17 protein-coding genes are annotated in these 24,379 nt (G+C 69.9%); 12 read left to right on the plus strand and 5 right to left on the minus strand.

The window, feature by feature from the left end:
• The first annotated feature begins 410 nt into the window (after positions 1-410).
• Entirely contained in the window at positions 411-2,396 is a 1,986-nt protein-coding gene (locus PBV52_RS36020) for an ATP-dependent DNA helicase (RefSeq protein ID WP_274244195.1), read from the plus strand.
• 172 nt (positions 2,397-2,568) lie between these two features.
• Here the strand turns inward: PBV52_RS36020 and lexA are convergent, their stop codons facing one another.
• Entirely contained in the window at positions 2,569-3,345 is a 777-nt protein-coding gene (gene lexA / locus PBV52_RS36025) for a transcriptional repressor LexA (RefSeq protein ID WP_128430851.1), read from the minus strand.
• A 564-nt stretch (positions 3,346-3,909) separates the two neighbouring features.
• Between lexA and nrdR the strand changes: the two genes are divergently transcribed.
• Both nrdR and PBV52_RS36035 read left to right on the plus strand, forming a co-directional pair.
• On the plus strand, positions 3,910-4,479 hold the full coding sequence (nrdR, locus tag PBV52_RS36030; RefSeq protein WP_274244197.1) for a transcriptional regulator NrdR: 570 nt from the start codon (positions 3,910-3,912) through the stop codon (positions 4,477-4,479).
• A gap of 162 nt (positions 4,480-4,641) precedes the next feature.
• The gene (locus tag PBV52_RS36035; RefSeq protein WP_274244198.1) at positions 4,642-7,542 is read left to right on the plus strand and encodes a vitamin B12-dependent ribonucleotide reductase; all 2,901 of its coding nucleotides are present in this window, start codon (positions 4,642-4,644) and stop codon (positions 7,540-7,542) included.
• 125 nt (positions 7,543-7,667) lie between these two features.
• On the opposite strand, the gene PBV52_RS36040 is transcribed toward PBV52_RS36035, so the two are convergent.
• The gene (locus PBV52_RS36040) at positions 7,668-8,201 is read right to left on the minus strand and encodes a TerD family protein (RefSeq protein WP_274244201.1); all 534 of its coding nucleotides are present in this window, start codon (positions 8,199-8,201) and stop codon (positions 7,668-7,670) included.
• Between the two features lie 156 nt (positions 8,202-8,357).
• Here PBV52_RS36040 and PBV52_RS36045 point away from each other — a divergent pair, with 156 nt between their 5' ends.
• From PBV52_RS36045 to PBV52_RS36055, 3 genes are all read left to right on the plus strand, one after another.
• Positions 8,358-8,963 carry a YdbC family protein gene (locus PBV52_RS36045; RefSeq protein WP_274244203.1) on the plus strand — a complete coding sequence of 202 codons (606 nt, stop codon included), beginning with the start codon at positions 8,358-8,360 and terminating at the stop codon, positions 8,961-8,963.
• Positions 8,964-9,082: 119 nt separating this feature from the next.
• Entirely contained in the window at positions 9,083-9,742 is a 660-nt protein-coding gene (locus PBV52_RS36050; RefSeq protein ID WP_274244205.1) for a histidine phosphatase family protein, read from the plus strand.
• 12 nt (positions 9,743-9,754) lie between these two features.
• Positions 9,755-10,660, plus strand: coding sequence for an ADP-ribosylglycohydrolase family protein (locus PBV52_RS36055; RefSeq protein WP_274244207.1), 906 nt, complete (start codon positions 9,755-9,757; stop codon positions 10,658-10,660).
• A 365-nt stretch (positions 10,661-11,025) separates the two neighbouring features.
• Here the strand turns inward: PBV52_RS36055 and PBV52_RS36060 are convergent, their stop codons facing one another.
• The gene (locus PBV52_RS36060; RefSeq protein ID WP_274244208.1) at positions 11,026-12,573 is read right to left on the minus strand and encodes an MFS transporter; all 1,548 of its coding nucleotides are present in this window, start codon (positions 12,571-12,573) and stop codon (positions 11,026-11,028) included.
• Positions 12,574-12,759: 186 nt separating this feature from the next.
• On the opposite strand from PBV52_RS36060, the gene PBV52_RS36065 reads away from it, so the two are divergent.
• The 3 genes from PBV52_RS36065 (at position 12,760) to PBV52_RS36075 (ending at position 14,877) form a co-directional block, all read left to right on the plus strand.
• Positions 12,760-13,383, plus strand: coding sequence for a TetR/AcrR family transcriptional regulator (locus tag PBV52_RS36065; protein WP_274244210.1), 624 nt, complete (start codon positions 12,760-12,762; stop codon positions 13,381-13,383).
• Positions 13,384-13,465: 82 nt separating this feature from the next.
• Positions 13,466-14,167, plus strand: a complete 702-nt coding sequence (locus tag PBV52_RS36070) for a ribonuclease HII (RefSeq protein ID WP_274244211.1) — start codon at positions 13,466-13,468, stop codon at positions 14,165-14,167.
• A gap of 68 nt (positions 14,168-14,235) precedes the next feature.
• Positions 14,236-14,877 (plus strand): hypothetical protein, encoded by a 642-nt coding sequence (locus PBV52_RS36075; RefSeq protein ID WP_274244213.1) that lies wholly within the window; start codon positions 14,236-14,238, stop codon positions 14,875-14,877.
• Positions 14,878-15,311: 434 nt separating this feature from the next.
• On the opposite strand, the gene PBV52_RS36080 is transcribed toward PBV52_RS36075, so the two are convergent.
• Together PBV52_RS36080 and PBV52_RS36085 are read right to left on the minus strand one after the other, a co-directional pair.
• Entirely contained in the window at positions 15,312-15,947 is a 636-nt protein-coding gene (locus PBV52_RS36080) for a hypothetical protein (RefSeq protein ID WP_274244214.1), read from the minus strand.
• 379 nt (positions 15,948-16,326) lie between these two features.
• The gene (locus tag PBV52_RS36085; RefSeq protein ID WP_274244216.1) at positions 16,327-18,492 is read right to left on the minus strand and encodes a RecQ family ATP-dependent DNA helicase; all 2,166 of its coding nucleotides are present in this window, start codon (positions 18,490-18,492) and stop codon (positions 16,327-16,329) included.
• Positions 18,493-18,766: 274 nt separating this feature from the next.
• Between PBV52_RS36085 and PBV52_RS36090 the strand changes: the two genes are divergently transcribed.
• The 3 genes from PBV52_RS36090 to PBV52_RS36100 all read left to right on the plus strand — a co-directional run bounded on the left by PBV52_RS36090 (position 18,767) and on the right by PBV52_RS36100 (position 24,328).
• The gene (locus PBV52_RS36090) at positions 18,767-20,527 is read left to right on the plus strand and encodes a DUF4192 domain-containing protein (RefSeq protein WP_274244218.1); all 1,761 of its coding nucleotides are present in this window, start codon (positions 18,767-18,769) and stop codon (positions 20,525-20,527) included.
• Positions 20,528-21,522: 995 nt separating this feature from the next.
• Positions 21,523-23,439 carry a glycogen debranching N-terminal domain-containing protein gene (locus PBV52_RS36095; RefSeq protein WP_274249800.1) on the plus strand — a complete coding sequence of 639 codons (1,917 nt, stop codon included), beginning with the start codon at positions 21,523-21,525 and terminating at the stop codon, positions 23,437-23,439.
• Between the two features lie 130 nt (positions 23,440-23,569).
• Complete coding sequence (locus tag PBV52_RS36100; protein WP_274244220.1) at positions 23,570-24,328, plus strand: NUDIX hydrolase; 759 nt, start codon at positions 23,570-23,572, stop codon at positions 24,326-24,328.
• The last annotated feature ends 51 nt before the right edge of the window (positions 24,329-24,379 follow it).

A 24,379-nucleotide genomic window follows, 5' to 3' on the forward strand; every position in this document is an offset into this window, starting at 1 on the left:
CACAGGGCCGGCCCCGCCGTCCCACGACAGTCGACCCGGATCCCGCCAGCACCTGTCCCGGCTCCCCCTCGTAACCGATCCCGATCCCGCTCGCAGGCCGAACCACCACTGCAGTCGAACAAGCCGATCAACCCCACGAGGCGGCTGGCGCGTCACCAGGGCCAGCCGATCCCGACCACTCACGAATTGCCCCAGCCACATCCGAACCGACCTCGACCACACACGAACCACCCCTGACCTCGATCGAACCGATCCCACACACCCGAACCGATCCCAGCTACACCGGAGCCGAACCCGGCCACACCCGAACCAATCCGATCCCCACCTGAGGAACCCCCGGTCTTGATCCCGCCCCCTGCCCCCACCGTGATCGCCCGTTTGTCAGTGCCTGGCCGTAGGGTGGTCGCGCTATGACAAAGCCCTCACTCCCCGAACTCCTGCATGCTGCCGTCACTGCCGTCGGCGGCACGGAGCGCCCCGGCCAGGTGACCATGGCCGAATCCGTCGCGGAGGCGATCGACGGCGGCTCCCATCTGCTGGTCCAGGCCGGCACCGGCACCGGAAAGTCGCTGGGCTACCTCGTGCCCGCGCTCGCGCACGGGGAGCGCGTCGTCGTCGCGACGGCCACCCTGGCCCTGCAGCGCCAGCTCGTGGAGCGGGACCTGCCGCGCACGGTCGAGGCATTGCACCCACTGCTGCGGCGTCGGCCCGAGTTCGCGATGCTCAAGGGCAGGTCGAACTACCTGTGCCTGCACCGCCTGCACGAGGGCGTCCCGCAGGACGAGGAGGAGGGCCTCTTCGACCAGTTCGAGGCGGCCGCACCCACCAGCAAGTTGGGGCAGGACCTGCTGCGGCTGCGTGACTGGGCGGACGAGACGGAGACGGGCGATCGTGACAACCTGACCCCCGGCGTGTCCGACCGGGCCTGGGCGCAGGTGTCGGTGTCGTCCCGGGAGTGCCTGGGCGCATCGAAGTGCGCTTACGGTGCCGAATGCTTCGCCGAGATGGCCCGTGAGCGCGCCAAGCTCTCGGAGGTCGTCGTCACCAACCACGCGCTGCTCGCGATCGACGCCATCGAAGGCGCCCCGGTCCTCCCACAGCACGAGGTCCTGATCGTCGACGAGGCGCACGAACTGGTCTCCCGGGTCACCGGTGTCGCCACCGGCGAACTCACTCCCGGCCAGGTCAACCGAGCGGTGCGCCGCGCCGCGAAACTCGTCAACGAGAAGGCCGCCGACCAGCTCCAGACCGCCGCCGAGGGCTTTGAACGGCTGATGGAGCTGGCCCTGCCGGGACGCCTGGAGGAGATTCCCGAGGACCTCGCCTACGCCCTCATGGCGCTGCGTGACGCCTGCCGCACCGTCATCTCAGGGATTGGCGCCACCCGCGACAAGTCCGTGCAGGACGAGGACGCGGTCCGCAAACAGGCGCTGGCCTCGGTCGAGACCGTGCACGACGTGGCGGAGCGGATCACCAACGGCTCTGAGTGGGACGTCGTCTGGTACGAGCGTCACGATCGCTTCGGAGCATCCCTGCGCGTGGCCCCCATGTCCGTGTCAGGCCTCCTGAGGGAGAAGCTCTTCGCGGACCGCTCAGTAGTCCTGACCTCCGCGACCTTGAAGCTGGGCGGCGACTTCAACGGCGTCGGCGCATCCCTGGGCCTTGCCCCCGAGGGCACGGAGGGTGACGACCTCCCCCAGTGGAAGGGGGTGGATGTAGGTTCGCCCTTCGAATACCGCAAGCAGGGCATCCTGTATGTCGCCAAGCACCTGTCCCGCCCCGCGCGTGACGGCGACCGCGTGGACATGCTCGACGAGCTGACCGAACTGATCCAGGCGTCCGGCGGCCGCACGCTCGGCCTGTTCTCCTCGATGCGGGCCGCCCAGCTGGCTGCCGAGGAACTGCGCTCCCGCATCCCCGAGTTCCCGATCCTCCTTCAGGGCGAGGAGACGCTCGGCGAGCTGATCAAGAACTTCGCGGCCGACCCGAAGACCTGCCTCTTCGGCACGCTGTCCCTGTGGCAGGGCGTCGATGTACCCGGTCCCAGCTGTCAGCTGGTCGTCATGGACAAGATCCCCTTCCCGCGCCCGGACGACCCCTTGATGAGCGCCCGCCAGAAGGCGGTCGAGGACTCCGGAGGAAACGGCTTCATGGCGGTCGCCGCCACGCACGCGGCGCTGCTCATGGCCCAGGGCGCCGGCCGCCTCGTGCGGGCGTCGGGGGACCGCGGCGTGGTCGCCATCCTGGACCAGCGGCTGGCCACTGCCCGGTACGGGAGCTATCTGAAGGCGTCACTGCCCGACTTCTGGTACACGACGGACCGTAATCAGGTCCGGAAGTCCCTGGCCGCGATCGATGCGGCGGCACAGAAGGCGGAGGCGGAACAGCCACAGTGATCGGGGCTTGGCCTGTCGCAGCGCTGCGACAGGCCAAGCCCCGATCAGAAGATCCTGTGGGGCCCGGCCCCGCGCAGCCCGGCGCCTGGAACAGCACAGGGCCCCGGAACCGGCGCAGGGGTCCCGGGGCCCGGTCAGGGGGCGACGCCATCGGCTTCGCCCGCCGCGGCCGTCACACGCGCCGCAGCACTGCCACCACCTTGCCCAGGATGGTCGCGTCGTCGCCGGGGATCGGCTCGTACGCGGAGTTGTGCGGGAGCAGCCAGACGTGGCCGTCCTCGCGCTTGAAACGCTTGACCGTGGCCTCGCCGTCCAGCATCGCGGCCACGATGTCGCCGTTCTCGGCGACCGGCTGGCGCCGGACCGTGACCCAGTCGCCGTCGCAGATCGCGGCCTCGATCATCGAGTCACCGACGACCTTCAGCACGAACAGTTCGCCGTCGCCGACCAGCTGCCGGGGGAGCGGGAAGACGTCCTCGACCGACTCCTCCGCAAGGATCGGGCCACCGGCAGCGATGCGGCCGACCAGCGGGACGTACGACGCGGCGGGCTTGCCGGTGGTGTCCGTGGGCTGCACGGCTGCCTGGTCGGAGCCGCGCACCTCGTATGCGCGCGGTCGGTGCGGGTCGCGGCGGAGGAAGCCCTTGCGCTCCAGTGCCATCAGCTGGTGTGCGACCGAGGACGTGCTGGACAGGCCGACCGCCTGGCCGATCTCCCGCATCGACGGCGGATAGCCGCGCCGCTGCACGGAATCCCTGATGACCTCGATCACGCGGCGCTGCCGATCGGTGAGCCCCGAGCTGTCCGCCCGGATGCCCGGAGGTCGGCCCGGGAGGGATCGCTTGTGTCCCTCGGGATTCATGGCTTCGTTCATCGCATGCACCGGCTCGAGTCGGCCCTGGGAGCGGTCCTGGGCAGTGATGGTGGCACTGTCTGCGGTGGTGGTCACGTCGGCCCCTCTCGATGGTCTCCCTGCTGCACAACGGTAGTTGCTTTCGAAAGGTTGCGCCAAACACACGTTCGAGTGAAAAATCGCGAATACCCAGACGTGATCATGTGTCTGGGTGTATGGCTAACGCGCTGCCCGGCGGGCAAAAGGGCCCATTGTTGTACTCTTCACCGCCAGGGCGACGACCTCGTGGGTTGTCGCCCCAGTCTGCCATCCGGCATCAGTTCAAGCCGTGACCGACCCCCATCTGTGCGGGAGTCCCACGTCCCCTCCGTGTGGCGCTCACGGTATCTCCGTATGTGCCGCAGCGATACGGCTGTGCGTTCCGGTGCGCGGTGCGCCGGCGTGGCCGTACGGCAGGTGTTTCCTGCAGGCGCGACACGCGCGTACGGCGTGCGTGTATGAGCCAATCCCCACATGTAGTGGTTGGATTGCGGCAGCAGCCCAGAAGTTGTGGTCCCCCCGGTCTTCGGACGCTCGGAGATCGCCTATGCTTGGGGCTGCTTCGAGGGGCCCATGAGGCCCAGCGAGGCTATTGAGTCTGCTGTGAGGAGGGTTGGAAGTATGCACTGCCCCTTCTGCAGGCACCCCGACAGTCGCGTCGTCGACAGCCGTACGACCGACGACGGCACGTCGATCCGCAGGCGCCGCCAGTGTCCTGATTGCTCCCGTCGTTTCACGACCGTGGAGACATGCTCGCTGATGGTGATCAAGCGGTCCGGAGTCACCGAGCCATTCAGCCGTACCAAGGTCATCAACGGCGTGCGCAAGGCATGCCAGGGACGACCTGTCACCGAGGACGCGCTCGCGCAGCTCGGCCAACGGGTCGAGGAGGCGGTGCGGGCCACCGGAAGCGCCGAGCTGACCACCCACGACGTGGGACTGGCCATACTCGGCCCGTTGCAGGAGCTCGACCTCGTCGCCTATCTGCGATTCGCCTCCGTCTACCGGGCGTTCGACTCGCTCGAGGACTTCGAGGCCGCGATCGCGGAGCTCAGGGAGGCGACGGGACGCCCCGCCGCGGACGACGACGACCGCGAAGACGGCGCCGGCACTGTCGCGGGGAGCCAGGAAGACGACCGCGGGTCCGGAGGGACTGCACAGGTCCCCGTGCCCGCCACCGCCGCCGACTGAGGGCGGGCCGGATCCGGTTCGGACTCCGGATCCGGTCGACAGGCGGCGACAAAGACCTGTTGCGGGCGGCAGCCAGAGGGCGCCCGCAGCACCAGACAGAACACCGTGCCACGGGGAACATCGGGGCACTTCAGGGCGTTTTAGCCCGTACAGGGAGGCGGCATGACAGAGACGGCGAGCGGTCCGGCACGGAGTTCCCGCGCCAAGGGCACCAAGGCGACCAAGGGACTGCGTATCGAGCGCATCCACACCACCCCTGGCGTGCACCCGTACGACGAGGTGGCCTGGGAGCGCCGTGACGTCGTCATGACCAACTGGCGCGACGGCTCGGTCAACTTCGAGCAGCGCGGCGTCGAGTTCCCCGACTTCTGGTCGGTGAACGCGGTCAACATCGTCACCAGCAAGTACTTCCGGGGCGCCGTCGGCACCCCGCAGCGCGAGGTGAGCCTGAAGCAGCTCATCGACCGCATCGTGAAGACGTATCGGAAGGCCGGCGAGGACTTCAAGTACTTCGCCTCGCCCGCCGACGCCGAGATCTTCGAGCACGAGCTGGCCTACGCCCTCCTGCACCAGATCTTCAGCTTCAACAGCCCGGTTTGGTTCAACGTCGGCACGCCCCAGCCGCAGCAGGTCTCCGCCTGCTTCATCCTGTCCGTCGACGACTCCATGGAGTCGATCCTCGACTGGTACAAGGAAGAGGGCATGATCTTCAAGGGCGGCTCCGGCGCCGGCCTGAACCTCTCCCGCATCCGCTCCTCCAAGGAGCTGCTGTCCTCCGGCGGCAACGCCTCCGGTCCGGTCTCCTTCATGCGCGGTGCCGACGCCTCCGCAGGAACGATCAAGTCGGGTGGTGCCACCCGCCGCGCCGCCAAGATGGTCATCCTCGACGTCGACCACCCCGACATCGAGGACTTCATCGAGACCAAGGTGAAGGAAGAGGAGAAGATCCGCGCGCTGCGTGACGCGGGCTTCGACATGGACCTGGGCGGCGACGACATCACGTCCGTCCAGTACCAGAACGCCAACAACTCGGTCCGGGTGAACGACACCTTCATGAAGGCCGTCGAGTCGGGCGGCAAGTTCGGCCTGACGTCCCGCATGACCGGCGAGGTCATCGAAGAGGTCGACGCCAAGACCCTGTTCCGCAAGATGGCCGAGGCCGCCTGGGCCTGCGCCGACCCGGGCATCCAGTACGACGACACCATCAACCACTGGCACACCTGCCCGGAGTCCGGCCGTATCAACGGCTCGAACCCCTGCAGCGAGTACATGCACCTGGACAACACGTCCTGCAACCTCGCCTCGCTGAACCTGATGAAGTTCCTGAAGGACGACGGCAAGGGCAACCAGTCCTTCGAGGTCGAGCGCTTCGCGAAGGTCGTCGAGCTCGTCATCACCGCGATGGACATCTCCATCTGCTTCGCGGACTTCCCGACGCAGAAGATCGGTGAGAACACGCGCGCGTTCCGCCAGCTCGGCATCGGCTACGCCAACCTCGGCGCCCTGCTGATGGCCACGGGTCACGCGTACGACTCGGACGGCGGCCGTGCCCTCGCCGGTGCCATCACCTCCCTGATGACCGGCACGTCGTACAAGCGCTCCGCCGAACTCGCCGCGGTCGTCGGGGCGTACGACGGCTACGCACGCAACGCCCAGCCGCACCTGCGCGTCATGAAGCAGCACGCCGACGCCAACGGCGTGGCCGTCCGCATGGACGACCTGGACACGCCGATCTGGGCCGCCGCCACGGAGGCCTGGCAGGACGTACTGCGTCTCGGTGAGAAGAACGGTTTCCGTAACTCCCAGGCGTCCGTCATCGCCCCGACCGGCACCATCGGTCTCGCGATGTCCTGCGACACCACCGGCCTCGAGCCCGACCTCGCGCTGGTCAAGTTCAAGAAGCTGGTCGGCGGCGGCTCGATGCAGATCGTCAACGGCACCGTTCCGCAGGCCCTGCGCCGCCTGGGCTACCAGGAGGAGCAGATCGAGGCGATCGTCGCCCACATCGCCGACCACGGCAATGTCGTCGACGCCCCGGGCCTCAAGCCCGAGCACTACGAGGTGTTCGACTGCGCCATGGGCGAGCGCTCCATCTCCGCGATGGGCCACGTCCGCATGATGGCCGCGATCCAGCCGTGGATCTCCGGCGCCCTGTCCAAGACGGTCAACATGCCGGAGTCGGCGACCGTCGAGGAGGTCGAGGAGATCTACTTCGAGGCCTGGAAGCTGGGCGTCAAGGCGCTCGCCATCTACCGCGACAACTGCAAGGTCGGCCAGCCCCTCTCCGCCAAGACCAAGGAGAAGGAGAAGGAGAAGACCGAGATCACGGAGAAGGCCGAGGCCACCATCCGTGAGACGGTCGAGAAGGTCGTCGAGTACCGCCCGGTCCGCAAGCGCCTGCCGAAGGGCCGTCCCGGCATCACCACGTCCTTCACCGTCGGTGGCGCCGAGGGTTACATGACCGCCAACTCCTACCCGGACGACGGTCTCGGCGAGGTCTTCCTGAAGATGTCCAAGCAGGGCTCGACTCTCGCGGGCATGATGGACGCCTTCTCGATCGCCGTCTCGGTGGGTCTGCAGTACGGCGTACCGCTCGAGACGTACGTCTCGAAGTTCACGAACATGCGCTTCGAGCCGGCCGGCATGACGGACGACCCGGACGTGCGGATGGCGCAGTCGATCGTCGACTACATCTTCCGCCGCCTGGCGCTCGACTTCCTGCCCTTCGAGACGCGTTCCGCGCTCGGCATCCACTCCGCCGAGGAGCGTCAGCGGCATCTGGAGACGGGTTCGTACGAGCCGTCCGAGGACGAGGTCGACGTCGAGGGCCTGGCCCAGTCGGCGCCGCGCGCCCAGGAGCTGAAGGCAGTCGCCACGCCGAAGGCCGAGGTCGAGGCGGCCAAGCCCGCTCCGCAGCAGGCCCACACCAGTGCCGAGCTGGTGGAGATGCAGCTGGGCATCCAGGCCGACGCTCCGCTGTGCTTCTCCTGCGGTACGAAGATGCAGCGGGCCGGTTCCTGCTACATCTGCGAGGGCTGCGGCTCGACCAGCGGCTGCAGCTGACGCCGCGGGGCCTGGCCACAAACGTCGGGTAGGCCTTGAGGGGCCCTGACGAACGCGAGAGGGGCGCCGACCATGTGTCGGCGCCCCTCTTCGTCGTATGTCCCCGCGAGCCCGCGAAGCGACTGTCAGGGTTGGCGGGTCCTGCCCATGGTCGCCGTGAACGTCTCCGGGTCGTCCTCGAAACCGTGGATGCCGGCGTGGAAGTCCCACGAGCTCGACCCTTGGCGTACGAACTCCGCGACCGTGGCCGCCGTCGAGCCGAGGACGCCGCCGAAGTCGCCCTCGGCCATGACGGTGTAGCCCTCGCGGATGCGCAGGGCCGGCTTGATAACGCTGACGAAGGTGCGTGTCGCGGGGCGCTGCTGGATCACGACTCCGACCATCACGCGCGCGTACCGGCTGTCGAGCCGGTCGAGCTCCAGGGTCATGACCTCGTCCCAGCCGAAGCCCTTGCCGTCCTTGCTGTCCCGGTTGAGATAGATGGTGCCGTCGGGAGAGCGGCTGTCGAAGTGCACCACATAGGCGGGATCGCCGTACGGATCGCTCGCCAGGTACGTCGCGGCGACCAGGTCCAGGTCGGTGGGCGGCTGCCCAGCCGGACTCGGGTCCCACTTGACAGAGATTTCGACTTTCCGGATCCCCTTGTTGATGGCGTTCACCAGGCTTCCCCTTCCCCGTTCCGCGTATGCCCTCTGCCCGAACTGCCCAGCAGACAAGGCCGGTTGTCTATCCTGCCACGCGCGCGGGAGCGTGCGCCGGGGAGCTCTCCTGCCGAGCGTGACCGACGCCACGCTCCGTGGCCTTACCATGGCGCGGTGCTGGTCAAGTGGATTCGCTGCACCGTGGTGGACCGCCGCGGCTTCGAGCGGGGGCAGCGAAAATGGGCGGGGCTTCTGGGGGAGCCGGGGTTTCGGGGGCAGGGGGGTGGCTGGAGCCGGGGGCGGCAGGGGGTGGTGCACGTCTTCTCGTTCTGGGAGAGCCGCTCCTTCTACGACTCATTCATGGCCCGCTCCCACGACAGACTGGCGGCGGCCCAGTCGGGCACCTACAAGGACATACAGGTCAAACTCTTCGACTACCGCTTCGATGTGAAGACCGGCTTCGAGCCGCGCTTCACCGACGCGGACCTCGTCCGAGTGGCACACTGCCGTGTCCACGAGGAGCGCGCCGAACACTTCACGCTCATGCAGGAGAAGGTCTGGAACCCCGCGATGGCCGGCTCCCCGGGCATGATCCGCGGACTGTTCGGTGAGGCGCCGGGCCATGAGTTCCTGGTGCTGTCGATGTGGCGGTCGGCCGCGGAGCACGGCAAGTACCGCACCGAGCGCGTGGAGCGACTGGCGCTGCGAGCCCAGACGGAGGCGGACGTCGCGGCCCTGACGGGTGACATCGTGGAGCTCGAACCGACCTGGACGGTTTGAATTCCGGACCCGTTAGTCGTGCGCCTTGATGTGGCTCGTGGTGCAGGAAATGTGTGACCTACGCCGTATGGGGCCCGTACGAGTGCTCGATGAGTCGTCACTCGATCTAGGGTTTCGGCATGGCACGACCACGGCGCATCGTCCTTGTCCGGCACGGCGAGTCAACGGGCAATGTTGATGACACTGTGTACGAGCGTGAACCCGACCACGCACTGGCCCTGACCGAGCAGGGCTGGCGGCAGGCCGAGGAGACGGGTAAACGGCTGCGGGAGGTGTTCGGACGCGAGCGCGTCAGCGTGTACGTCTCGCCCTACCGTCGTACGCACGAAACGCTGCGCGCCTTCCACCTGGATCCCGAGCTCATACGGGTGCGTGAGGAGCCCCGGCTGCGTGAGCAGGACTGGGGGAACTGGCAGGACTGCGACGACGTACGCCTCCAGAAGTCCTACCGGGACGCCTACGGCCACTTCTTCTACCGCTTCGCCCAGGGCGAGTCCGGCGCCGACGTGTACGACCGGGTCGGTGGCTTCCTGGAGAGCCTGTTCCGCAGTTTCGAGGCGCCCGATCACCCGCCGAACGTGCTGCTGGTGACGCATGGCCTGGCGATGCGGCTGTTCTGCATGCGCTGGTTCCACTGGACGGTCGCGGAATTCGAGTCGCTGTCGAACCCGGGGAACGCCGAGATGCGCATGCTCGTTCTCGGGGACGACGGCAAGTACACGCTTGACCGGCCTTTCGAACGTTGGCGAGATCCGGAACCGTACGGGATCACCGGATAGAGTGGCAGGGCGATGACCGCTGACTCCTCTCCCGAAGGGCGCCTGGACCGCGCCCTGGCCAGCCTGCGCGGACTCGCGGTGGGGGACGCGCTGGGCTCGCAGTTCTTCGTGCCCGCGAACTATCCGCTGCTGAAGCGTCGCGAGCTGCCCGCTGGCCCCTGGCAGTGGACGGACGACACGGAGATGGCCTGTTCCGTGGTCGCGGTCCTGGCCGTCGACCACCGCATCGACCAGGACGTTCTGGCTCGCTCTTTCGCCGAGCATCACGACTTCGACCGGGGCTACGGCCCTGCGGTCAACCGGCTGCTGCGCTTGGTCCGGGAGGGTGGGGACTGGCGCGAGCTCTCGGCCGCGCTCTTCAACGGACAGGGGTCCTGGGGCAACGGCGCCGCAATGCGGATCGCTCCCCTGGGAGCCTGGTACGCGGACGACCCGGAGCAGGCGACCCACCAGGCCGAGATCTCGGCCTACCCCACGCATCAGCACCGCGAGGCCGTCGTCGGCGCCATGGCCGTCGCCGCGGCTGCCGCGCTGGCCGCCGCTCCCGGTGGCCCGCCGAGTCCTGAATCGCTCCTCGACGATGTCGTCGCTCTCGTCCCGAAGAGTGCGGTCGGCGCGGGACTACGGCGCGCCCGGGACATGCTCGACTACGGCGACGCGGCCACCGTCGCGGCCGTTCTGGGCTGCGGGCGACGAACGACGGCCCATGACACGGTGCCCTTCGCACTCTGGTCGGCCGCGCGTGCTCTCGGTGACTACGAGCGGGCCTTCTGGACGACCGCGCAGGTCGGCGGTGACGTGGATACCACGTGCGCCATCGTGGGCGGAGTGATCGGCTCCGGGAAGGCAGGGTCGGTGCCGACCGAGTGGGTGGCGCGGACCGAGGCCCTGCCGGAGTGGGTGCCGACGTCGGCGTAGCGCAATTCCTCTGCCCTGACGGATTCCGCACCTTGTCGGAATCTCAAATAACTTTCTGTGTATGCCGGGAACTCTGCGTGACCGCAGGTCCGTTGTCGTGGCAGTTGGTGTGCGACCGCTGGGGCCGCACACGCAGGTGACACACGAGGGGCGCAGGGGGTGGAGCCATGGAGCTCATGTCGGTGCTGGGCCTGCTGTTCGTGGCGGCCGCTGCGGCGTCGGGCAGGCTTCGGCTTTCCTGCGCCGCCGGAGCCTGCCCGACGCCGGTCTCCGTGAGGGTGGTGCGGGTGGCCGGCTCGTCGCCCTCGCCATCGGTCCCCCGGACGCGATCCGGCCACCCGCGGCCCTTCGCGGGCCCGGCCGGTTCAGCCGGCCATCGGACCCGACGTCCCGGCGAGGGCATCCAGATCGCTCTTGCGGACCCGGATCACCAACCAAGCAGTGGCCAGGGCGAGTACGGCCATCGCGGCGGCCGCCACAAAGCCCGTCGAGATGCCCTGCGTGAGCACCTCATGCCCCCACGGACCGGGCAGCTGCTGGGTTTTGGCGAACTCCGCCTTCTGCTCGGCAGATCCCTCCGCCATGAACTTCGGGAGCTGCTTCTCCGCCTCGTCCTTGCTGGCCGAGCCGAACACCGTCGTCAGGATGGACAGGCCGAGCGAACCACCCACCTGCTGCGTGGCGTTGAGCAGCCCGGACGCGGCACCGGCCTCGTGCTGGGATACGCCGGAGACCGCGGTGACCGTCAACGTCACGAAGTTCAGGCCCATGCCGAAGCCGAATACCAGCATCGGCCCGAGCACTCCGCCGACGTACGAGCTGTCGGCACTGATCAGGGTCTGCCAGGCCAGCCCGATCGCCGTGAGTGCCGAGCCCGCGAGCATGAACGGCTTGGGGCCGAGCACCGGCAGGAAGCGCTGCGACAGGCCCGCGCCCAGTGCGATCACGACCGTCACCGGCAGGAAGGCGAGACCGGCCTCGATCGGGCTGTACTGCAGCACGTTCTGCACGAAGAGCACGATGTAGAAGAACATCCCGAACATCGCCGCAGCGAGGCTCAGCATGATCACATACGTGCCCGAGCGGTTGCGGTCGGCGAACATCCTGAGTGGGGTTATGGGTTCCTTGGCCCGCGACTCGATGAACGCGAAGGCCAGCAGCAGGATGACTGCGGCGCCGAAGGACCCGATGGTCAGGTTGTCCCGCCAGCCTTCGTCCGCCGCGCGGATGAAGCCGTAGACCAGGGACGCCATGCCTGCCGTCGAGGTCAGTGCGCCGGCGATGTCGAATCGGCCGCTGTGCCGTTCGGACTCGCTGATGTACAGCGGCGCGAGCACGGCGATCACGATGCCGATCGGTACGTTGACGAAGAGCACCCACCGCCAGTCGAGCCACTCGGTGAGCATGCCGCCCGCGAGCAGACCGATGGCGCCACCCCCTGCGGAGACGGCAGCGAAGACGCCGAACGCGCGGTTGCGTTCCGGTCCTTCGGGGAACGTGGTGGTGATGAGCGCCAGCGAAGTGGGCGAGGCGATCGCGCCACCGACGCCCTGGAGCACGCGCGCGGCCAGCAACTGCCAGGGTTCCTGGGCGAGTCCGCCGAGCAGCGAGGCGAGAGTGAACAGCAGAATGCCGGCCATGAACACCCGGCGGCGGCCCAGGATGTCACCGGCGCGGCCGCCGAGCAGCAGCAGACCGCCGAAGGTGAGTGTGTAGGCGCTGACGACCCAGGTGAGGTCGGTGGTGCTGAACTTGAGCGCGTCTTGAATGTGCGGGAGCGCAATGTTCACAATCGTCGCGTCGAGTACCACCATGAGTTGGCAGGCCGCGATGACGGTGAGTGCGATGCCGGGATGCCCCTCCCGGCGGGCCGCACCTGGTTTCTGGTCCTTGATCAACTGAGAGGTTGTCACTATGGGGCCCCCACAAGTGCCTTAGTGAACGCTCGCGTTCACTGTCGCGTCAACCGTAGTGAGTCCCCAGTAGTGAACGCAAGCGTTCACTGATGTCGTCATCGCGCGGCGTATCCCCCGCAGTTGCCGCGCGATGCCCCCGTGTCCCCGGAATCCCTGCTTCCCTTGTTCGTTGGAGACGCTCAGATGGTTACCTCGCGCTGGACGGCCGCCCCCGCTCGGACGGCCTCCCTCCGCCGGCGCGGCGCCGTGCTCGATCGCGCGATTCTCGATGCCGCGCTGGAGCAGCTCAGTACGGTCGGCTGGAACGGCCTCACCATGGAGGGCGTCGCCGCCGGCGCCCAGACCGGCAAGGCCGCCGTCTACCGACGCTGGCCGTCCAAAGAGGATCTCGTCGCCGATGCGCTGCGTGCCGGACTGCCGCGCTTCGAGTCGGCTCCCGACCTGGGGAGCGTGCGCGAGGATCTGCTCGAGCTGTGCCGACAGGCGCGAGAGGCGATGTTCTCGCGCCCCGGTTTCGCCTTGCGATCAGTGATTCACGAATGCGACAGCCTCCAAGCTGAGCGCTTCCATGGAGTGATCTTCGAAGGTGTCGTGGAGCCGACCATCAGGTTGCTCCGTGAGGTCATCACCCGTGGGATTGAGCGGGGTGAGGTGCGGGCCGACGCGGCGAACGGCTATGTCTTCGATGCCATTCCGGCGATGATGATGTACCGATCAAAGATGTGCGCGAGCGAATGGAGCGACCGGGACCTGGAGGAGATGATCGACCAGTTGATGGTTCCCCTGCTCCGTCCGACAGGTCTCTGAGCCATCGCTTCACCGGCCTGGAGGCTGCTTCGGTGAACCAGGGTGTCGAAGCGGGTTCCGGGCGGCGTACGCTAAGGGCGCCATGCCGTACGAACCTCCTACTCACACCGTCGAGCGCTCCCTTCGGGCCACGACCGGAGCGAAGATCATTGCCGGTGTCGACGAGGTGGGGCGCGGTGCCTGGGCCGGACCCGTCACCGTCTGCGCGGCGGTCACCGGACTGCGCCGGCCCCCCACAGGTCTCACCGACTCCAAGCTGCTCACCGTCAAACGGCGCACCGAGCTCGCTGAGGAGCTGCGGACGTGGGTGACGTCGTACGCCCTCGGGCACGCCTCTCCGGAGGAGATCGACGACCTGGGGATGACGGCCGCGCTGCGGCTCGCGGCGGGGCGCGCCCTGGAGGCCCTGCCGGTCCGCCCGGACGCCGTGATCCTCGACGGGAAGCACGACTATCTCGGGGCTCCCTGGAGGGTCCGTACGGTGATCAAGGGCGACCGGTCGTGCGTGGCGGTCGCGGCGGCCTCGGTGATCGCCAAGGTTCAGCGCGACAAAATGATGGCCGAACTGGGTATCGACCATGCAGACTTCGGTTTTGCGGACAACGCCGGGTATCCGTCGCCCGTGCACAAGGCCGCACTGGCGGAGCGGGGACCCACCCCGTACCACCGGTTGTCGTGGGCGTATCTTGATGCGCTGCCCCAGTGGCGGCACCTCAAGAAGGTCCGCACCTGGGTGGAAGGAAGCGTTCCGGAGGTCGAAGGGCAGCTCGGCTTCGATTTCTGACGATTCCGCTCGCACTTGTGTGCCACCCGCCGATGCGAGCCGTACCAGCGTTTGATAAACATCAGCTCATGCCTCTCATTCCCGAGGAGCCTCAGATTTACGAGAGTGCCCAGGGTCCCAGCGCCACTCCGGCCAGCGGCCGCACCGCGCCGACCCCCCGCCCCGTACCCGGCCCCCGCCCCGCGGCTCCGTCGCGTCCCGGCCGACCCGGGCCCCCGCGGCCCGCGCCGCCGGTGCAACGTGCGCCACGTGACGTGGCCGTGGCCAAGCCCGGACCGTCGGGCCCGCCTGCCCCTGCCGCCTCCGCCCAGGCTGCGGCGACCCCGCAGATCCAGCTGATCCCGGCCTCGCCCGAGGGAGCGCTCGACGCTGCCGAGGAAGCCGTCGACCTGCTCCTGGAGTCGGGCCGTGCCCCCGGCGACGTGCTGGTGATCACCACAGGTGAGCAGCACCCGTGGGCCGCCCATGAGCTGTCCTTCGGCGAAGGCTCCTACTGGGCGCAGCACGACGCGGGTGACGACGTCTTCTATGCCGATGCCTCCGTTGCGGGCCGTGCCGCGGCGCGTCCCGTGGTCGTGGTCGCCGTCAACGGCGGTCCCGACACCGTTGCCGCCACCGCCCTCCCTCTGGCCCTCGGCCAGGCAGATGCCCTGCTGATCGTCTGCGGCGACCCGCAGCGGATCAACTCGGTGCTGGGCGCGGGCGTCTGAGCCGATTCCGGCTCGTCCGGGGGGACACTCCGCAGGACATCGGGGGCAGGGCGCCGCTGAGGTGGCGTCCGCACGGCGGGGCTTTCGGCGTGCGGACGCGTGGAGTGCTCGCCGTGCGCAGGCCTCGTTGGTTCGGGGTGCAGGTCCACGTCCTGCGGATGCGTCGTCGTGGGGGCGTCCAGGCGCGCGGGTAGCGCGATTTGCACGGCGCACGACGCTGCAAGGTGCCGTGAGGGAACACCCGGACCAGTTCATCGAGTGAGCTGATCCGTCCCCCTCCCCGTCCCCGCTGGCTCCCCGTCCCCGCTGGCGGCGGCTCAGCGGTGCTCGGGGTGGCCCTGGGCTCGCGGACTTGGTCGTCGTACTCGGGCTGTCGTATCGCGTACGCAGTACGGCGCCGCCGTGCCGTCGGCCGGGAATTCCTGCCGGTGCCCTCAGCGAGCCGCCGCGCGCCGCAGGACCTCCGAGGCCGCGCCGCCGGTGCGGGGCAGCGGGAGCGGTGACTCGGACGTGGCGAAGGGCTCCGGCGTCGAGTCGGCGTTGGGCCGGCGGCCGCCGCGACCCTCGCCGAGGACCTGCCAGCCGTCACGGGTCAGCGTGATGTACGCCCCGCAGCGCAGGCCGTGCAGGGTGCAGGCGTCACGCAGGCCCCACATCCACGCGCCGTCCTCCTCCGTCCAACGGGCGTCGCCCTCGCGGCAGTAGAGCAGTACCGCGGTGCGTACCGGAGTACGGCGCCGGAGGTCGTGCGGGATGACGCGGCGCAACTGGGCGAGCAGCGCGTTACGGAACATCCAGCCGTCGGCCGGAGCCGGGCGGCGGGTGAAGGAGGCGCTCGCCCGCAGCCGCTCCTCCGCGTCGAGCACGGCCACGATCGCGGTCGCCGGCCCTGGGCGGTGCCGTGAGTGCAGACCGCTGACGACCTCGCGGGGGTTGCGCAGCAGCGGGATTCCCGCGGCAGCCCACTCCGCGGGTTCGAGCATGCGGGCCAGGGGGTTGGCGGATGCGGCGGACAGGTCGGCAGACGTCGACATGGATGCCGCGGAGGACGGAGCGAATCCGAAGGTCACGGTCCTCCCTTCGGCTACGCGCCCACACTGCGGGCGAGGTCGGATTCGGGGGAGCGCACACCGCAGCAGAGCCCTACCGGATCACGGACGAGCCGTGCGGGGAGCGGACTTCAATTCTTCCTGTCGAACCTGGATGCGGCAACGAGCAATTGGGGCCACCGACCGATATCTGGTGGTGCGCGGGTTATATCCCTACCCACTGCGTCACTGAGCGACGCGTGCGACGACCGTGCACAACCAGGTCGCACGGTGTCGATGCAGGGGACCCGAGCACGGACCGGTCTGGGCTGGGATTCGTGCAGCGCGGATGTCGCGGACGGGCGTCTGGTGCGGCACGCGCGCGACGGGCATGCGATCAAGCCGGCACGGCCAGGCCCCGTCAACCCTGCATGGCCAGAACCAGCGGCATCACCCCCTGTGCACCGGCGCGTTGGAGAATCCGCGCCGCGACCGCCAGGGTCCAACCGGTCTCGGTGAAGTCGTCCACCAGCAGCACTGGGCCCGGGGTCGCGGCGAGAGCCGAAGCCAGGGTGGGCGGCACGATCAGTGCGCCGTCGAGTGCCTTGAGGCGCTGGGCGCTGTTGCTCCGCGACACCTGGGGTGCCTCTCCGGTGTACTGCAGGGAACCAAGTAGCGGGAGTCTGCCGACCTCCGCGATGCGCGCGCCCAGTGAGTTGATCAGTTGCGGACGCGTGCGTGAGGCGACCGTGACGACGCCGACCGGGCGCGGTGGGGCGTCCTGAGCCCCGGAGGCCCAACCGCCCGGCCCCTTGGCCCAGTCGACCAGTACACCCACGACCGCCTTGGCCACGTCGTCGGGCACGGGCTCGTCCGGGGCGTGGGGTGCGAGCATCGGTCGCAGCCGGTTGCCCCAGCCGATGTCCGACAGTCGTCCCAAAGCCCGCCCCGGGGCAGCCTGTTCACCGGCTGGGATGCGTCCCTTGAGGTCGACGCCGATGGCCGGCAGACCGGTCGGCCACATGCGGCGCGGCTCGACCTCGACTCCCGCCCGACCGAGGTCGACGCGTGCGGCGTCCAACGCGACCGTGGACGTATCGGCAGTGAAGCGCGCCCCCGCGCAGTTGTCGCAGCGACCGCAGGACTTGGCCCCCTCGTCGTCGAGCTGACGCTGCAGGAACTCCATCCGGCAGCCCGTCGTCGAGGCGTACTCGCGCATCGCCTGCTGCTCGGCCTTGCGCTGCTTGGCGACCCAGTCGTAGCGCTCGGACTCGTACGTCCATGGCTGTCCGGTCGCGATCCAGCCGCCCTTGACCCGCCGGACCGCCCCGTCCACGTCGAGGACCTTGAGCATGGTCTCCAGGCGGGAGCGGCGAAGCTCCACCAAGGGCTCCAGGGCAGGCAGCGACAGTGGCCTGTCCGCCCGCGCGAGGACGTCGAGAGTGCGGCGCACCAGCTCCTCCGAGGGGAAGGCGAGCGAGGCGAAGTACTGCCAGATCGCCTCGTCCTCCTGGCCTGGAAGGAGGAGCACCTCAGCGTGCTCCACGCCGCGGCCGGCACGACCGACCTGCTGGTAGTAGGCGATGGGGGAGGAGGGCGAGCCGAGGTGCACCACGAAGCCGAGGTCGGGCTTGTCGAAGCCCATGCCGAGCGCGGAGGTGGCGACCAGGGCCTTGACCTTGTTGCCGAGCAGGTCGTCCTCAGCCTGCTGACGGTCGGCGTTTTCCGTCTTGCCGGTGTAGGAGGCGACCGTGTGACCGCGCTGCCGTAGGAAGGCCGTGACCTCCTCGGCGGCGGCCACCGTGAGCGTGTAGATGATTCCCGAACCCGGCAGGTCATCGAGGTGGTCGGCGAGCCACGCCATCCGGTGCGCGGCGTCCGGCAGGCGAAGGACACTCAGGCTCAGGCTGTCCCGGTCCAGTGGCCCGCGCAGCACCAGGGCGTCCGAAGTGCCCCCGGTACCGAGTTGTTCGGCGACATCGGCGGTCACGCGCGCGTTGGCGGTGGCGGTCGTCGCGAGCACGGGCACTCCGGGCGGGAGATCGGAGAGCATGGTGCGCAGTCGCCGGTAGTCCGGCCGGAAGTCGTGGCCCCAGTCCGAGATGCAGTGCGCCTCGTCGACCACGAGAAGTCCGGTCGCCGCGGCCAGCTTGGGCAGGACCTGATCGCGGAAGTCCGGGTTGTTGAGCCGTTCCGGGGAGACCAGCAGCACATCGACGTCGCCCGCGGCGATCTCGTGCTGAATGGTGTCCCATTCCTCGGTGTTGGAGGAGTTGATGGTCCGCGCGTGGATCCCGGCGCGGGCCGCGGCGTCGACTTGGTTGCGCATCAACGCGAGCAACGGGGAGACGATCACTGTCGGTCCGCTGCCCTGGGCCCGCAGCAGCGAGGTGGCCACGAAGTAGACCGCGGACTTGCCCCACCCCGTGCGCTGCACGACCAGGGCCCGGCGTCTGTCGGCGACCAGTGCCTCGATCGCCCGCCACTGGTCCTCACGCAGCCGGGCCGCGCCGGTGGCGTCTCCGACGAGGCGTGCGAGGACCGCGTCGGCGGCCGCCCGGAGATCCGCGTTGCTCGTGTGCTCCATGCGTCCCATACAACAGGACGGCACTGACAGAGGGGGGCCGGGAGGGGAGGGATGCCGATTTTTGGGGCCGGGCGGTGTGGGGCGGACCCGAGGTCGCCGGGCCGGGGTGCAGGTGTGCGGGGCGCCGGGCCGGCCATCACGGCCTTGCAGCTGACTCCTGCTGGGCCGGGGCTGGAAAGGGGGCGGCCCTCGACGTACGCAGTGTTGTCGTGTCCCTGGTCGGAGTTATCCACAGGGCAAAGCGGAGCCTCGCGATCCGCGAGATCGTCTGCGCATGACGAACCACAGCGAAGCGACTGGATCTCCCGAAAACGACGGCACCACGGGCAGCGAACAGCACCTCGCCCCGTGGGCCACCGGCCCGAACGACGTGCCTGACGTGTCCGGCGTGCATGACATGCACGATGTGCATGAGGTACGCGACGTGCAGCGTGGGCATGAGGTGCAGGCCGGGCATGACAAACACCCAGGGCTTGCGCAACAAGCGGACCAACCCGACTGCACCGCATACGAAGGGCAGCTGGCCGAGCACCAGGTCACCCTGCGCACCCCGGCCGAACTGGCCGACGCGTTGCCGTATCTCCTCGGATACCGCCCCGAGGACAGCATCGTGCTCGTCGCCCTGCACGACAGGGGTGGCCGCGGCCGGTTCGGTGGCCGGGCACGGCTCGGCATTCCCGCGAGTACGGACGACTGGGACTCCGCGGCCAGGCAGCTGGCCCACGGACTGGTGAGGGGCAGCGAGCGCAGGGGAGCCCGAGCCGAGCAGATGGTCGCCTTCCTCTGCCAGGAACCGGCAAAGGGCGAGACCGGCCAACAGGTCATGGAACGGCTGCGACCACTGGCCCAGAAGATGCGTCTCGCCTGCGGCGGCCTGGACGTCCCGGTGATCGAGGCCCTGTGCATCTCCGACGGTCGCTTCTGGTCGTACTGCTGCGACAAGGGGGAGTGCTGTCCGCCCGAGGGCCGGCCGATGGGTCTGCCCGGTACGTCCGTGTTGGCCGCCGCGGCCACGTACGCCGGACTGCAGGTGCGCGGCACGCTGCGCGAGTTGCAGGCCAGGCTGTTGCCCTGGGAGACCGCCGCAGCCTTGGAACAGGAAATCGCCCTGGACACCGTCGGCATGGCGCTCGTCCCCAGGATTCTCGACGACGCGACACGCGCCGGCGTGGCGGAGGAGACGCTGGAGCTCGCCGCGCGGCTCCTGAGCCGCTTCGCCGCGGCGCCGCCCGTGTCCGGAACGCTGACTGCGGATCTCCGTGACGACGAACTGCTCGGACACGACGAAGCCGCGAGGCTGATTCTGGGCCTGCAGGACCGCTCGACCCGCGACCGCGCGGCCGAGTGGATGGAGGGCGACGAGGCCGGTCCCGCCCTCCGGCTCTGGCGAGCACTGGCCCGCCGCTGCGTCGGACCGTACCGCGAGCACGCCGCCCCGCCCCTCACTCTCGCCGGCTGGGTCGCCTGGTCCACCGGTGACGATCTGGAGGCCCGAGAAGCCCTTGCCATGGCACTCGGCGCCGACACCGACTACCTCTTCGCGCGCCTCCTGCACCAGGCTTGCAACGAGGGTCTGGACCCCGAGTCGATCCGCCGTTGCCTGCGTGCCGAACGCGTGGGTCGCGAGCGGACGGACGCCGGGCGGCTCGGCAGGCCGGAGGATGCCGAAGAGCCGGTGCGGGGCGCGGCAGTTGAGTCCAAGCCGACGTCTGACGCGGGTGATCGCCGCCGGTCTCGGCACGATGCGGGTTCGGCCGACGGTTCCCGGCGCTCCGCACGGGGCGCTAGGCGAGAGCGGGCCACGAGCGTCTCGCGCCCGAGTCCCCCAGCCGGGACACATCCCGGTGCCCCGCGGCCGGGTAGCACGGCTGCGCGTACCTCGAAGCGCACGGCTGCTCGCACGCTGAAGCGCACGGCTCCGTCCACCTCGAGCAGCACGGCGCCGCGCACCTCAAAGAAGGGAACTGCGCGTCGGAGCGGGCCCCGTCCGGACGGTGCGCGTCCCGGAAACGCCGGCGCCGAGGGGGACGCGTGAGCCGTTACGGGCAGAACACTGACCGATGGTGCCGAGGCAGCGGCCGTCGCGGGCGGCGCACTGATCGATGCCGTGGAGGTGACGGTGGTCGCGGCACGAGGCGCGGGCGCCAACCAGGGAACGGCGTCAGTGAACCGGGTCTCCACGATCAGTTCCGTGATCCGGGTGTCCACGATCAGCCCTGTGAGCCAGGTCTACGCGATCAGCCCCATGATCCGAGTCGCCACAAACAGCAGAGGCCGGCCGAAGGCTTGTGCCCAGGACGGCACCGACCTCGTGGCCGCCTCCGTGCCCCGGAGACCCTCGGCCGGCCTGGCGAACTCGGTGAACGCGGTGACCATTCAGCGCGGTTACCCCATCACGGGCGTGACCCCGAGGAGTCCCTCCCCGTTCACCTGAGTGGCGGAACGCCTGGACTGGCTGTGCCGCCGCACCGCCCCTGTCACCCCGGGTCCCCCAGCCGGCGCCGCACACGCCCGAGGCGCAACGAGCGCAGAGGAAGCCGCCCCATGCCACAGCTGCCCCCCGCCTCCCCGGCCGCCGACGATCGCTCGACAACCGGTGGGCCGGTGCCGTCCCCCAGGCTGGACACGGAGCTGTCTCCCGTCGGGGCCGGTGCAGGGCGGCACACGTCCGGGATTCCGAGCGATGCCGCCGGCAGTTCCCCGCAGGTCGGCGACGGCTGGCCCCTGCCGCCCTCGGCGGACCAGGGGCGGGCCTCTGCCCGATCGGCGGACCAGAGCCCTTCTCCTGTCTGGCGGTCGACGGCGGGCCAGGACACCCGCCCCTACCGGTGGGAAGGGCAGGCCGGGCTTCCCGTTCAGCCGACGAGACCGACAAGGCAGAGTTCCTCGCCCTTGTTGCCCGCGAGGCCGGGCCCGACGTCGTCACCCGCCGACCACGCACGACGCTCCAACCCGCCCAAAGACACCCCGTCGGCTCAGCCGTCGACCGCTCGCCGGTCGGCCGCCCTGCCCCCCACTCACGACGCCCTGATCTGCGTGGCCCTCCCGGGCCTCGCCATCTCCACGAACCAGGGGCAGTTGACGGGCCGGGGCCTCGAGGGGTTCTACCGCGCGGGCCGGCGCGTGCTCTCGCGCTGCCAGGTCCGTGTCGCCGGACGTGAACCGCTTCCGATCCAAGCCCGTATGACGGCGGCCGACTGTGCTCGCTTCGTGGGCACGCTGCGTACCTCACCGCAGGCGGGCCCGGACCCGGACGTCGTCGTCGTGCGAACCCGTCACGCGGACGGTACCGAGCGGATCACGCTGCACAGTGCGGCCGTCCGCCCGCTGCGTGTGCCGGTCGAGGTCGCGCTGGGTACGGACTTGGCCGACCTCGGTGCGATCGCGTGCGGCAACTCGGGGCCGGAAGTGTCCGCCACGGTCCACGATGCGGGCCTGCGCTGGTCGTCCGCCCATGGGAACTCGACAGTGACGGCCGACCCGTCGCCCACCGACGCGCTGGCCTCCGCGGGGCTGCTGCGCTGGGAGTTCGCACTGCCCCCGGGCGGCAGCGCGAGCATCGAGCTGCGGGTGCGTCCGGACGGGGCGGGACCCGTGCGGGCCGTGGGCCGAGCGGCGACGAGCCCGCTGGCTCCGGCGCGGGCGGCAGGTGACGATCCCAGAGTGGAGGCGCTGCTGCGGACGAGCGTCGAGGACCTCCAGGCCCTTCTGCTGCGGGACCCCGCGCACCCCGCCGACACACACCTGGCCGCCGGGGTGCCCTGGCGCTGCGGCCTGGCCCCGGCCGAGGCCCTCGCCGCGGCCCGGATGACCCTGCCCCTGGGCACCCGGCTCGCCGTGGGCACGCTGCGCACCCTCGCCCGCACCCAACTCCGGGGCCAGGGACCGCAGTCCGGCATGATCCCCGGGCCGATACGGGACGCGGGCCCGCATCTGCCGCCGGGTTGCACAGGCACGGAAGCCACGCTGCTCTTCCCCGCGCTGCTCGCGGAGGCCCGACTCTGGGGGCTGCCCGGACCCGAGACCGAGGAACTCCTCCCGGCGGCCGAGCGGTGTCTGACCTGGCTGCGGATGACTGCGGGCGACGGTACGTATCTGCGCGACCCGCAGCCCGGCGGGCCCGTCCGCTGCGAGACCCAGGCTCATGCCCATCGTGCGGCACTGCTCGGCGCCGATCTCCTCGACGCCTGCGGCAGACCGGGCGGCGGCGAACTGCGGCAATGGGCCCAGGCGCTGCGGACGACGTTCCGGGCGGACTTCTGGATCGACGACGTGGGCGGCGGCCGGCCCGCGGCTGCCCGAGCCCCGGACGGACGTCACGTGCCACATCTGGGCGCCGCCGCCGTCCATCTCCTCGACACCGGCCTGCTGGGTGGGGGAGAGCGGGCCCCAGGTCTGCTCGACAAGGTGCAGACCGAACAGCTCGCCCGGCTGCTCGGAGGGCCGGCGATGGACTCGGGATGGGGCCTTCGCGGGCTGAGCGCGAAGGAGGCGGGACACAACCCCTTCGGCCACCGCAGCGGTGCCGTGAGGGTCCACGAGACGGCGCTCGCCGTCGCGGGCCTGGCCGCGGCCGACTACGAGAAGGAAGCAAGCGTGCTGCTGCGGGGCCTCCTGGGGGCGGCAGAGGCGTTCGGCCACCGGCTGCCCGAGATGTACGCGGGGGAGCGGCGCACCGACGGAAGCGCCCCCCTCCCGCATCCGGCGGCCTGCCGCCCCGCGGCCACGGCAGCGGCAGCCGGGGTGCTGATGCTGACCACGCTCGCGGGCATCCGCCCGGACGCCCCCACGGGGACGGTCACGCTGCGGCCCGTGCGTAGTGCGCCGCTCGGCGAGATCGTCATGACGGGCCTTCGGGTCGCCGGCGCCCCCTTCTCCGTACGCGTCAGCCGACTGGGTCTCGCCATGGTCGAGGAGGCGGCCGACGGCTTGCAATTGCGAGCGTGACCTCGCACGACACCACACGGCACGACCGGTGTGCGGGGTGGTGGAGCTCATATTGGGCCGAATTGGATCAGCCATCGGTGGAGCTGGCGAAGGGAGTGTTTATCGTCAAGCAGACGACTATGATCGCCGCATGCCCTACGACCCGTCAGCCTTTCCGCCCTTTGCCGTCACCGTGGACCTGGTCGTGCTGACCGTGCGCCGCCACGCCCTGTGTGCGCTGGCGGTGCGCAGGGGCGAGCCCCCGTTCCAGGGGCGCTGGGCGCTGCCCGGCGGGTTCGTACGGGCCGACGAGGACCTGTCGCAGGCCGCCGCGCGTGAGCTGGCCGAGGAGACCGGGCTGCGTGCCCACGACCCCGCCGTTCCCGCGCAGGACAACGGCGCACACCTGGAGCAGCTCGCGACATACGGCGACCCCAAGCGCGACCCCCGGATGCGCGTGGTCAGCGTCGCTCACCTCGCGCTGGCCCCCGATCTGCCCGCACCCCGCGCGGGAGGCGATGCCAGTAACGCGCGCTGGGCGCCGGTCGACGAGTTGCTGCAGCAGGGCGGTTACGGTCGCGACGGCGAACCGGTCGCACCGCTCGCCTTCGATCACGCGCAGATCCTGGCCGACGGGGTGGAGCGCGCCCGCTCCAAGATCGAGTACTCGTCGCTGGCCACGGCGTTCTGCCCCACCGAGTTCACCGTCGGCGAGCTGCGCCGTGTCTATGAGGCGGTGTGGGGGGTGGCGCTGGACCCCCGCAACTTCCACCGCAAGGTGACGGGCACACCGGGCTTCCTCGTCCCCACCGGAGGCACCACCACCCGCCAGGGCGGCCGCCCCGCCCAGCTCTTCCGGGCCGGCGGAGCCACGCTGCTCAACCCCCCGATGCTGCGCCCGGAAGTCTGACGCGAGAGTCCCCACCGGGATGCCGAGCCGAGATGCCGGGCACGACCGGAC

It is taken from the genome of Streptomyces sp. T12 (assembly GCF_028736035.1).
In the GTDB taxonomy this organism is placed as follows: domain Bacteria; phylum Actinomycetota; class Actinomycetes; order Streptomycetales; family Streptomycetaceae; genus Streptomyces.